The 12,340-nt window shown below is 40.5% G+C and carries 9 protein-coding genes; 5 read left to right on the top strand and 4 right to left on the bottom strand.

What is annotated here, in order from left to right:
* Nucleotides 1-3: 3 nt before the first annotated feature.
* The gene (locus LNTAR_RS14390; RefSeq protein WP_007279451.1) at nucleotides 4-1,341 is read right to left on the bottom strand and encodes a hypothetical protein; all 1,338 of its coding nucleotides are present in this window, start codon (nucleotides 1,339-1,341) and stop codon (nucleotides 4-6) included.
* 338 nt (nucleotides 1,342-1,679) lie between these two features.
* On the opposite strand from LNTAR_RS14390, the gene LNTAR_RS14385 reads away from it, so the two are divergent.
* The 4 genes from LNTAR_RS14385 (at nucleotide 1,680) to nspC (ending at nucleotide 8,016) form a co-directional block, all read left to right on the top strand.
* Entirely contained in the window at nucleotides 1,680-3,410 is a 1,731-nt protein-coding gene (locus tag LNTAR_RS14385; RefSeq protein ID WP_007279450.1) for an MFS transporter, read from the top strand.
* A gap of 139 nt (nucleotides 3,411-3,549) precedes the next feature.
* On the top strand, nucleotides 3,550-5,700 hold the full coding sequence (locus LNTAR_RS14380) for a DUF4159 domain-containing protein (RefSeq protein WP_007279449.1): 2,151 nt from the start codon (nucleotides 3,550-3,552) through the stop codon (nucleotides 5,698-5,700).
* Between the two features lie 54 nt (nucleotides 5,701-5,754).
* A complete protein-coding gene (gene moeB / locus LNTAR_RS14375; RefSeq protein WP_007279448.1) occupies nucleotides 5,755-6,840 on the top strand; it encodes a HesA/MoeB/ThiF family protein in 1,086 nt (361 codons plus the stop codon).
* 6 nt (nucleotides 6,841-6,846) lie between these two features.
* Nucleotides 6,847-8,016 (top strand): carboxynorspermidine decarboxylase, encoded by a 1,170-nt coding sequence (gene nspC, locus LNTAR_RS14370; RefSeq protein WP_007279447.1) that lies wholly within the window; start codon nucleotides 6,847-6,849, stop codon nucleotides 8,014-8,016.
* On the opposite strand, the gene larC is transcribed toward nspC, so the two are convergent.
* The 3 genes from larC to LNTAR_RS14355 form a co-directional block, all read right to left on the bottom strand.
* The gene (larC, locus tag LNTAR_RS14365; RefSeq protein ID WP_007279446.1) at nucleotides 8,011-9,441 is read right to left on the bottom strand and encodes a nickel pincer cofactor biosynthesis protein LarC; all 1,431 of its coding nucleotides are present in this window, start codon (nucleotides 9,439-9,441) and stop codon (nucleotides 8,011-8,013) included. The genes nspC and larC overlap by 6 nt on opposite strands.
* A 275-nt stretch (nucleotides 9,442-9,716) precedes the next feature.
* Nucleotides 9,717-10,565 carry a sigma-70 family RNA polymerase sigma factor gene (locus LNTAR_RS14360; protein ID WP_007279444.1) on the bottom strand — a complete coding sequence of 283 codons (849 nt, stop codon included), beginning with the start codon at nucleotides 10,563-10,565 and terminating at the stop codon, nucleotides 9,717-9,719.
* A gap of 576 nt (nucleotides 10,566-11,141) precedes the next feature.
* Nucleotides 11,142-11,657 (bottom strand): DUF5063 domain-containing protein, encoded by a 516-nt coding sequence (locus LNTAR_RS14355; protein ID WP_007279443.1) that lies wholly within the window; start codon nucleotides 11,655-11,657, stop codon nucleotides 11,142-11,144.
* 100 nt (nucleotides 11,658-11,757) lie between these two features.
* On the opposite strand from LNTAR_RS14355, the gene LNTAR_RS14350 reads away from it, so the two are divergent.
* Nucleotides 11,758-12,285, top strand: coding sequence for an NUDIX hydrolase (locus LNTAR_RS14350; RefSeq protein WP_007279442.1), 528 nt, complete (start codon nucleotides 11,758-11,760; stop codon nucleotides 12,283-12,285).
* Nucleotides 12,286-12,340: the final 55 nt, after the last annotated feature.

Here is a 12,340-nt window from a genome sequence, read left to right as displayed (position 1 = left end):
GAACTAATTGCGGCCGCGAATTTGTTGGATGATATCGTTAATCAATTTGTTGTCTAAACGTGCACCGGGGAAATAAGAGAAAACTTCCTTGATGTGGTTATAGATTAAGACACTCACAGTTTTTAGTGAGGTATGCACGGGTATGCAAATGTCTAAGTCGATTTGGTCGGATTCACAGGGGCTACCAAGGGGGAGGTGATAAACGTAATCTGTCCAAGACTCTAGTTTGCGGCCTTTCATTCCACTAAGGACAATATTAATGTTGGCGCTTTTGTCATCAGGAATATAAAACACTCGAGCAAAGTTGATGCTGGCGTCAATGATCTCACAGATTCGAGTGATTAAACTGACGGGATCCATGCAGCGTTCTTTATGAAAATAGAGGTCGGAATTCAGCACGCGCTTGTGGTAGAAGTAGCCTTCTGGGCTCGCACGCCAAAAATCCAAGTGGCTTTTTTGTTCTTGGAAAGAGTCATCTTTGAAGAGTCGGCAAATGTAACCCTCGAAGCAATTGTCGTAGGGCTCAATTGTGCTGCCTTCTTGCCTGACATCCAACCAAAAGGGCCAGCCACTGAGGTTGCGGTTGGCTCCTAAAAAACGTTCTAAGAAACGACCGTCAAGACTCTGGCCAATACATTTGTGGTTGAGGTTGACGGAGGCTTCGAGGTAAGCGAATTTTCGATTGAGTTTGGGTCCAGCATTATAGAGGAAGCGTTGACGGGAGTTAAGGACAAAGTTTTGAAAGGGGTTGTAGAGATCAATGTCATCACTAACCTGATTAAGTGCCGTAAATTGTTGCATGAGATCATCAAAGTGTCGGCGCATAAAACGGGCAATATTAGCCTCGCGATTATCGATACAGATTTCCATCATAAAATTCATCTCGTCGTATTCAGCCATCTTGGTTTCAAACTTACCGGCTTTAAAAGCTCGAACGTAAGCGACATTTTGCTGAATCAGCATCTTATCTCCCATCATCAGAGGCTTTTTGATGCCAATAATTTTTTTGACGCCAGAACCAACGTTAAAGACTGGATATTCGAGGCCGTCTTTTTTCCAGAAATTTAGGGTGACGGGGAAAGTTGACGAGCAATAACGATGAAGCAAGAGCAAGACAAAATCAATGGAATATATTTCGCGAACGTCGCCTTCGGGTCGCCTTTCTAAGTCAGGTCGGCAGTTATCGTCGCAAAAACCGATGATCAGGCGCCCACCATTCACATTGTATAGCGCGGATAGGGCTTTGATGATTTTGGCTTGATGTTCAGGATTGTCGAGATCTAACCAAGTTTTTAATTCCGTGGAAAGGTTTTCTACTGTGAATTCTAAAGGGTTGAGCATGACAGTTCCTATTGAGTCAAAGTTGGCTGTAACCTAATTGTTAAATGACTATTAGAAAAGGAATTGTGTGTGAACAAGCTTTATTTATGATGAATTTTTAATGAATACTTATAAAACGATATGCAATATACTTTCTTTGCTTAATAAAGAAGTTTATCTTGGCGCGCTTAAAACTAAATAAGTTTAATCAATGGCTCGTGGTGGTTTTGACATAAAAATTGACGTAATCATACAATACAAATAATGATTTGAATTTACTTTAGGTGATAATTTTTCTGATCCTTGTGCAGATCTTAGAATTTTAAAAATCTTATAATAAAAATAAACGGAGTGTTTATATGAGTGATGTAACATGTAAGACGGGTTTAACTGAATCCGAAAAATCGAAGTTGTTTTGGGCGTCTTTCCTCGCTTTAACAGCTGCAGGTGTGGGCTTTGTTTTTCGCGTAATGATCCCAAAGTTATGGTCAAATGAGTTCGAGATTTCATTAGCCGAAGTTGGTGGTTTAACAGGTGCAGCTCTTTGGCCGATTGCTATCACGATGGTTCTCTTCAGTTTATTAGTTGATAAAATCGGCTATAAAGTTTCCATGTTCTGTGCATTCGCTCTTCAAGCACTTTCAGTTGTTTTAACTGTCATGGCTAAATCATACGACGCCATGTGGTATGCCTGTTTCTTTGCGGGTTTAGGTCACGGTGTTGTGGAAGCTGTAATTAACCCACTTTGTGCTTCAATTTACCGTGAGCAAAAATCTAAAATGCTCAACATTCTTCACGCTTCATGGCCTGCAGGTATTGTGATTGGTGGTTTAGCTTACTACTTCATGATTCAAGAATCTGTTGCTTGGGATGCGGCAAAATGGATCTTCTGGATCATGTTAATTCCTGTTGCGATCTACGCAATTCTTTTTGCAATGTGCCATAAGTTCCCAGTTGACGAACGTGTTGAAGCCAATGTTTCTAATAGTGATATGCTTAAAGAATTTGGTGGTCTTGGTGCAGGTCTTGCCATTACTTTCCTTTTCTATGAACTCTCTAATCAACTTGGTTTTAACTTCGGTGATACTCACTTAACAATCAGTATTATTGTTGGTATCGTCGGTGGTACTGCATTTGGTTTTGCCGTTGGTTCTAAAGGTAAGTGGTTGTTCTTTATTCTTTGTTTGATTATGATTCCTCTCGCCACTGCGGAAATCGCAACAGATGGCTGGATTCAAACTCTTATGCAGCCAGTTCTCGGTACTAAGTACTCACAGTTAGCGATTGTATGTTCTGCTGGTATCATGATGATTTTGCGTTTCTTCGCAGGTGTACCACTTAAATACATGTCTCCTCCCGCACTTTTGCTTTTAAGTTCTGTATTCTCAATCATTGGTTTATTTGCCCTTTCTTCAGTAAGTGGCGCAGGTATCTTTGTTGCCTTTACTTTCTACGCTGTAGGTCAAACTTTCTACTGGCCAACTGTTTTAGGTTTTGTTGCTGAACAGTTCCCTAAAGGTGGTGCAATGACTCTTAATACAGTTTCTGCAATGGGTCTCCTGACAGTAGGTATTTTCGGTTTCCCATTCTTAGGTGCTGTTCAAGATAGCTACAATGCTAAAACAGTTATTGCTCAACAACCAGCTCTTATCGAGCAAGCGAAAGCAGGTAACTTACCAGCTCTTGAAGTTGAAGCAAAAGTTGAAGCTGACGTAAAAGTTGAAGAGAGTGCTGAAGGCAAAGAAGCTGAAGTTGCTGCAGAAGTAAAAGTTGAAAAAGCAGAAGCTCCTGCAATCTACACACAGAAATCATTCTTCTCAGTAAAATACGATTCAGTTAACGTTGCTGAAGCTAAAAAATATATTACAGATGAAGCTGCTCTCGAAAAACTTGATGCTCAACTCCAGAAAACGGGTCAAAGTTCACTCAAAGTTGCAGCTGTTCTTCCTGGTATCATGGCGATTGCCTTTATCCTTATGATCATCTACTACAAGTCAATTGGCGGTTACAAACCAGTTGTTCTCGAAGGTGGCGGTGATAATAAGCATGACGATCCGGAAGGTGAGCCTATCCCAGGTGTAGAACTCTAAGAGTTTATCACTTGATTGTAGCGACTGAGTTAATTCTCAGTCGCTTTTTTTTGCTTTGATTCTATGGGGAATAGCTTTAATCACTTTGCTAAATAAGTCGAAAGCACTTAAAGTGCCTAAGTTAATGGAGTAGCCTATAATGTATAAGAGTTTTTTACTGACTCTCTTTATGACGATCAACTGTTTGTTTGCAGTGACGGACGAAGATCTCGTCCTGTCGATTGATTTGCTGATCAATAACATAAAGTCTCAGCAAGCACCCACGGGTCATATTGGTGGACGAAGCGCAGGTTATACGGCGGTTAATGCCTTAGCACTTTCTTATGCGGGGGTAAAAGCATCTGATCCCGTTATGAGGAAAGCTTTAAAAGTACTTTTAGATAATCCTCCGTCCCGTATCTACGACTTGTCAGTTTATATCATGCTACTATCAGAAGTGGATAAAGTGCGATATAAGAATGAAATAGATCGTCAAGCACAGGTTTTAATACGTACACAAGCGAATAATGGAACCTGGAATTATACGGGTACAGGACCAGGTGATAATTCCGTGACACAGTTTGCCTTGCTGGGCTTAAATGCGGCTCGGGCTGCAGGCGTAAGAATTCCAGATGTGGTTTTTGAACGTTCGCGGGATCACTATATCAGACAACAAAACAAAGATGGTGGTTGGGGTTATGTATCGAGCCGAAATGTAACTCCGAGTATGACTGCCGCCGGTTTGTCATCTTTGAGTATATGTGGGGAAGAACTTGAAGACTCGTTAGAAGTAAAAAAAGGACCCCGCTTTATAGGTAAGTATTTAAGTAACCCCAACATTCAAAAGTCCTATAACAAACTAGAAAATATTCTCAAAACTTCACCACAAAGTATTTTTTCGAATGGCTATACAAGTTATGGTCTTGAGCGAGTGGGCATATTTTTTGATCGTCGCTATATAGCGAATATTGATTGGTATCGTTTTGGAGCGACGAGTATGATTCGTAATCAATTTCGTTTCAGTACTTATAGCGAACCTTTCTTTTCTTTACTTTTTTTAGCTAAGGGCAATACGCCCTTGTTGATGGGGAAACTCACTCCGACTTTTGCCAAAAACAACTCAGATTTACGTCGCAATGACTGTCGTAATATGATGAAGGATTTAACGAATCTTTTAGAAACAAAAGTGGACTGGGAAAAGGTATCGCTGAGTCAGAAGAATAGGTCTCTAGGTAAACTTCCCATTCTGTATTGGTCGGGATATAATGTGACGCGTCTGACTGATGATGAAAACAAAGTTTTAAAGAAGTTTCTCGATGACGGTGGTACACTTCTCATTGCACCAGCCTTATCCAGCCGCCCCTTTGTGGATGGAACGACACAAGAGTTAAGAAAAATTTATCCAGCATCTGTTTTTGAAGAGGTTTCGAATGATCATCCTTTGCGCCAAATGTATTACGACCTTAGAACGAGTCAATTGCCGCTCAAAGTTCTAAAATCCTACTGCTCGACACATCGTGTGTTTTTATTAGAGGATGATTTCTCGATTCAATATGAAGCTAAAAAAGTCCACAAAATCAATCGTTTAACTTTGGCGAATATGGCACGTTATGCGATGGGTGAAAAACCTTTGCTCGGTCGCTTAGTTGAGCGTCAATTACTAATTAAAAAAGAAGAGAAGCAAAAGGCGATCACTCTAGATAAAAAAGATAATGCCGATGGTATGCAGTTGGCCTACTTGTCTTACACGGGAGTGGAATCCCTCAATAAGAAATCGATGGGACTAGAGCTGATGCAGGCGTATTTTCGTCAATCCATGAACTTTCCATCTCGTAACAAGGCTCAAGAAGTTGATCTAAGAGATCTAAAAGCTATGCAACAGCAGCCTTTTATTGCATTTTCCGGTTCAAAAAAACTGAACTTAAGTACTGAAGAAAAGGCGAACCTTAAGTTTTACTTGGAGAATGGAGGTTTTATTTTCTGTGAAAATACTTGTTCAAAAACTGATTTTGGTGATTCGGTTGCAGAACTGCTATTAGAGCTCTTTCCCAAAGAACAGCTCCAAGCGATCCCCGAGGATCACGTCCTATATAAAGAGCCTTACTCACAGGCTTTGACGCTACTGGGAAAAGCTCAGGGTCAAGAGCAGTTTCTCAAAGGCTTGCGATTATCGCAACGTTATGTCTTAGTGGTTTCTCCCTATGATTTAAGTAGCTCGATTAGCGGAGGAGCCCAAAGTTTTGGTGGCTTAGATACGGAATCTGCGATTCGACTTTTTACGAATATAATTTCTTATGCATTGACGTACTAACTTGCTCAAATGGCTCATAAGGCTAAGATAGGGCATGAAAATTAAGGTTGATAAATGCTAAGTGAAGAAGAAAAATTACGCTACAGTCGCCATTTACTTTTAGATGGTTTCGGTGAAGAAGCTCAAAACAAATTAAAGAAGAGTTCTGTCTTATTGATTGGTGCAGGTGGATTGGGTTGTCCAGTCGGACTCTATTTGGCTGCTGCTGGAGTTGGAAAGATCACTTTGCTCGATTTTGATTTGGTTGAAAACTCTAACTTACAACGCCAAGTGGCTTTCGAATCTGATGATTTGGGATTGCCTAAATCAGAAGTTTTAGCGGCAAAAATGCGTCAGCTCAATCCCTATATCAGAGTTCAAAGTATAAGTGAGCGTTTTGATGCTTCCAATGCTGAGCAACTGATGAAGGAACATGATGTTTTAGTTGATGGCTCGGATAATTTTTCGACGCGATATCTCTGTAATGATGCCAGCTTCCTTTACAAAAAGCCTTTGATTTTTGCCGCAGTCTCTCGTTATAGCGGTCAGCTTTCAGTCTTTAACCAAGATGACAAATCTCCTTGTTATCGTTGCCTCTTTCCTCAAGAACCAGAAGAGGGCATTACGGCAAATTGTTCAGAAGCAGGTGTTTTGGGCGCTTTGGTTGGTGTTCTTGGAACCTTGCAGGCGGTTGAGTGTTTAAAAGTATTGACTGGCGTGGGAGAGAGTCTCTCGGGTAAGTTTATGACTTATGATATGCTGACAGCGCAATTTAATAGTTTTAAACTCGCGAAATCACCAAACTGTCAACTCTGTGGTGATCAAGCGAAAATCACCGAGCTCATTAAACAGGATGAAACTTGTTCTTTAGAAGAGAAGAGTGCTTTGAGCTTAGAAGAATTTAAACAGGTCTACGAAAGCCAGAAATTAGCACTTTTAGATATTAGAGAAAATGCAGAGAAAGCACTTTTTCCAATTCCCTATGAAAATCTACACATTCCTTTGAGTGAACTGAGAAATCGCCTCGATGAACTGGATTCAGAGAAAGTTTACTGCACACTATGTCAATACGGTGAACGCTCGAGGAAAGCCTATTTGACCTTAAAGAAAAATAAAATTAAAGCCTATTACCTCGATGAAGGTATGGATAAACTCCTTTGATTCAAAATGGATTATTATAAAGATATTTTTCCTGATCGTCCTTATTTAGAAGATTTAGATTTACGGTCTTTCCCAGAGTCTCCAGCCTATATAATAGATGAACAGGCACTGGAAAGAAACTTAGAGATTCTCAAAGAAATTAAGGACAAAACGGACTGTAAAATTCTCCTCGCTTTAAAAGCCTTTTCAAATTACAAGACTTTTCCCTTAATCAAAAAATACTTAGATGGTTGCTGCGCCTCGTCTCTTTGGGAAGCCCAACTGGCCTATGAAGAATTTGGAAAAGAAGTACATACTTATTCACCCTCTTATCGAAGTGATGAACTCAATCAAATTTCTAGTTATTCGAATCACATCATCTTTAACTCTGTTCAAGAGTTGAAGCGATATAAAGCTTCATTGAAAGGTACTGAATTAGGCCTGCGCATTAATCCAGAACATTCCGAAACAGACGTAGAGCTCTATAATCCCTGTTCAAAATTTTCACGCCTTGGCGCTAAATTGGCTGATTTAGAAGGTTTAGATATAGACGCTATTTCCGGCTTTCATCTTCACACACTCTGTCAAAAGGGGGCTGATGCCCTGGAGCGAACCTTAGCAGTTTTTGAAGAAAAGTTTCATAAGTTTCTTCCTAAATTAAAATGGTTAAACTTAGGTGGCGGCCATCATATTACTCAAGTGGGCTATGATAAAGATCTACTGATGCGACTCATTAATAAACTAAAGACAAAATATGACTTGCAAGTTTATTTGGAACCTGGAGAAGCGGTGGCGATTAATACAGGCTCTTTATTGTGTACAGTTTTAGATACTTTTGAATCCGCAGGGATTCATCATGCTATCGTAGACATTTCCGCAACTTGCCACATGCCTGACGTGCTTGAAATGCCATATCGCCCAGATATTCGTGGTGCAGGTGAAGAAGGTCAAAAAAAGTTCTCCTACCGACTAGGGGGAACATCATGTTTAGCGGGTGATTCAATTGGCATTTACTCCTTTGAGGAAGAATTGAAAAGGGGAGATCGCCTCCTGTTTGATGACATGAGTCATTACACCATGGTGAAAACAAGCTTTTTTAATGGCGTACGTCACCCATCTATCTATCTAAAAGATAAGAGTAGAAGAGATGTCTTATTAAAGAAATTTACTTACGAAGATTACAGATCTAAGCTATAGCTGATCTAAATAGCCTTGGCATAAGGCCTGACATTTTCTATCCACATCAATAAGTGCGAGATCATGCTGGAGTGAGATCGCTTTCATATCTTCAAATTCAACACTGGCTTTAATGGCTTTGCCTTTGTGCAAACCGAGTTTAATTTTGAGTTTGCCCCAAGGACTTTCAATACTAACGAATTGGCGTTCCAAAATCAGTCTTTGTTCCTCGCGTATGCGTAAGCCAAAGCTACTGGTTTCCTTTAAAATAAGATCAGAAAACTTGTTTTGCTCTTCCGTCTTACAAATGATTTGGACTTGGATCCCTGGGCGCATTTTCTTCATTTGAATAGGCATGAAGCAGACGTCCAAAGCTCCTTGACTTATGGCAGTCTCAAAAAAGTGACCTAAAACCTCAGGGCTCATATCATCGATATTTGTGGTCAGAACACTGACCTTGTCAGATTGAGCATTATTTTCATTTTCGAGAAGCATGACTTTCAAAACATTTGCGTGACTCGCAAAAGTCTTTTTCCCGGCGCCATAGGAGATGTCTTTTATTTCACCATCAAAATCACTGGTGAAATTGGAGCAAAAAGTTTTAATGAGCGCTGCGCCCGTAGGCGTGGTGAGTTCGAATTTTGCGGGTCCCGCAAAAATGGGAATGCCCTTTAATAAGAGTGAAGTTGCCGGGGCGGGAATGGGAAGGATGCCGTGAGCCATCTTTCTAGTACCGCTGCCGACTGCAACGGGACTCGAACAGACAGTATCTATTTTGAGTTCATAAAAAGCTGCTGAGGCAACACATATATCTGCGATGGCATCAATCGCACCCACTTCGTGAAAGTGAACGGAATCAAAGGTTTTGCCGTGAATACTTGCTTCGGCTTCTGCTAGGTGAGTAAAAGCTTCAACGGCAACTTGCTTGGCTCCCTCAGGCATATTGGACGCCTGAATTTGAGCAATGATCTTTTTAGGAGTTCGCGAATCATCGTGATCGTGTGAGTGATCGTGTGAGTGATCGTGTGAGTGATCGTGTGAGTGATCGTGTGAGTGATCGTGTGAGTGATCGTGTGAGTGATCGTGTGAGTGATCGTGTGAGTGATCGTGTGAGTGATCGTGTGAGTGATCGTGTGAGTGATCGTGTGAGTGATCGTGTGAGTGATCGTGTGAGTGATCGTGTGAGTGATCGTGTGAGTGATCGTGTGAGTGATGATCTATATGTATATCGTCCACAAATTCATTCTTATGGGGGTCGAGAACCTTAAAAGAATAGGCACTGATACCGTTTTTAATTGTGGATTCTAAAGTACAGGAATAATTATTTAGGTCGGGAAGGTAAGTGAAGATTTCTTCTTGTTTTTCTTTGTCGAGTAAGCCTAAAAGTGCGGCTGAAAACATATCGCCTGCAAGACCAGAAAAGGGGTCGATGAATAAAGTTCTCATTGAAGATCCATAAATTTAATTTTCATAATCTAGCACTCATGGTCAACAAAACAAAACACGCTTATGCAGTTGTGAAGGTGGAGATGTTTTTATTAAGTGTACATAGCCGTCGTGCTAAGAGCACGAAGTATAATTTAGCCTATGGTTTCAACCATAGGACTGATTATGTGAAGAAGATTTTCGTTCTGTAGGAACGGAGCATATCTTTTTGCTCACCACAAAAACAAAAAGCCTCGATGGATTTCCATCGAGGCTTTTCTAGATCTGCTATGTGTTTAGGCAGCAGATCTATTGATCAAACCCTCTAACTCGTGAGGCGCGAGTTTGCAACGAAGACGTCTCAAAGCTTCTTGTTGAAGCTGACGGACGCGCTCAGAAGTGAGTCCCACTAGTTCACTAGTTTCAGCAAGTGTTTTAGCTTCACCATCATCGAGGCCAAAGCGAGCTGAAAGGATTTTATATTCTCTTTCAGTGAGTTCTTGACGGACAATTTCCATGAGGGTTTTGTAGCCATCGTGAAACTCCATCACTTCACCAGGAGTCTGTGCTTGTGAATCAGGAATGAGTTCACCTTTTTCAGTCGCTTTGCCATCTTGGCTAATTTGCTCATTAATGGAGAAAGAAGAAGTATCTACGTGGAGACTTGTAGTTCTTACTAGTCTAGGGCTAATACCCACTTCTTTAGCTACGGCTTTATCATTCGATGCATCACCAGTTTCTTGTTGGATTTTTAAACGTGCATTTTTAATTTTCTGCATGCGAAGCAATGATTGTACCGGAACACGGACAATTCTTTTATCATCTCGGATTGCTCTGCGAATATTTTGCTTGATCCACCATGCGGCGTATGAAGCGAATTTAGCACCGTGACCTGGACGGAAGCGTTGTGCAGCTTTTACTAAACCATGATTACCTTCGGCAATGAGTTCACCAAGTGCTACTCCGCGATTCATGAATTGTTTTGCTATTGTGACTACTAAGCGAAGATTTGCCAAAGTAAGTTCTTGAATGGCAGATTCATCACCTTTGGCAATTTTGTTGGCGAGAGCAATTTCTCTATCGCTATCGATTAGGTCGTAATCACTTAGGTTTTTTAAGTAGTTATCCAATGCGCTGGCAACCATTTTGTTTCTCCGTTATTTTTTATGTTCTATAGACAATTCAGAGAAAAGAAGAAATCCTTACAAGCTTTTACAAAAAAAAATCATTTTTTTTGATTTTGAGTTCAAAAAACATCAAGATTATCTAATTAACGATGTTTCGATTCATTTATTTAAGGAAATAACTGTGCCAGAGGCACTAAGAATAACTCAGACTATGGTTTCAACCATAGGAGCATGTGTTTTAAATTATTCCGTTCTGAATGAACGGAGCATAAATCAATAATGCATCGTAAACATGACGTCATGGGAGTTAAACTAATTTGAGGCTGAAGCGCTAGCTTTATTATATTTAAACAGGATCATCTAGTTTACAGTGCACCTTGATGTTGTGGAGCAAGAAAGGTACCGTGCCAAAGGCACCGAGCATAACTTAGCCTATGGTTTCAACCATAGGGTCTTAGTTTGTTACCCTAATTCCGTTCTGTAGGAACGGAGCATAGACCTAAATCAATTGTGTATTAATAGTTTTCATGTCTTTAGCGAAGTAAGGTGATGTATACTTTATATATATGCCCATTTAATGGGGTGGAGAAAAACTTATTTTGTGGAACTAGAGAAGACTTCCCAGTTAGCTTTATCTTCAAAATAAGCATGTAAAGTATTCATGACTGATAAGAGGCGTCGACCCCAGTGATATTCAAATGTGAGCCTCCAATGCCAAAGTCCATCATTTTTTAAGCCCGATTTATAGAGCTCTAAACCTTCTGCCACATCTTGATAGATATCGGCGAGTTCTTCTTGGAGGTCGGTACGAATGAGTTCATCATCATTTTGCAAGGGGTTAATAACATCGATATAGGAAGTTATGGGAAGTGAATCAAAACGATCGTAGACATTGCGCCATTGATCAATGGGGATGCGCTTTTCTGAATCAAAATCTTCTTCATCAGGTAGGTCAAGGCCTGCCAAGCCTAAGAGCGCTGCATAGAGCAAAGACATATTCTGTAAGCCGATACGCGCTTCATTCTCTGTATCAGTAGGTTCGTTTTCAGCCCAATCACAAAAGTTCTGTGCCGCCAAAACGAGCTTATCAAAAATTTCATTGTTTGACATGGTAGATACCCCATTTGTTTGATAGTTCACACTAACTGAGAGTTTGACGCTTTCCAGTCAATCACTTACTTTTATGCTACTAAAAATATAGGGATAGTTTATGCAGAAATGGGAACAGAAAAGCTCGGACTTGGTCTTTGAGGCCGGCTTTATGAAACTTCAAAAAAATAACTGCGTGAATCCACGCAATGGTCACGAGGGAGATTATTACGTTTTTCACTTCCCTAACTGGGTAACAATTGTTCCCTTTACTAAAGAAGGAAATGTAGTGATGATTCGTCAATACCGTCACGGCAGCCAAGAATATGAACTGGAGCTTCCTGGAGGAGCCATAGAGAAAGGTGAAGATGTTCTCGTGGCAGGCATCCGCGAATTACAGGAAGAAACGGGAGGTGTTTGTACAGACTTCCATTTAGCCGGTAAAGTTCGTCCCAATCCATCTATGCAAGATAATTGGTGTTACACAATCATTGCGAAAGATGTTGAGCTTAGCGCTGAACGCAACCTTGATCCTGGAGAAGATATAGAAGTTCTAGAAATGACTCCCCAAGAAGTCAAAGCAGCCATTTTTTCAGGTGAACTCAACAATACAATGATGATCTCCTCCCTCTATTTCGCAGGGGTTTAGTCACAAATTTTAAGATTTACAAAAGGCTTACAAGTTTCATCAAGATAAGATGAAA

Origin of the sequence: Lentisphaera araneosa HTCC2155 (assembly GCF_000170755.1) — a bacterium.
Taxonomy (GTDB): domain Bacteria; phylum Verrucomicrobiota; class Lentisphaeria; order Lentisphaerales; family Lentisphaeraceae; genus Lentisphaera; species Lentisphaera araneosa.
Note: the sequence above shows the minus strand (reverse complement) of the source record. Positions and strands in the feature narration are given on the sequence as shown.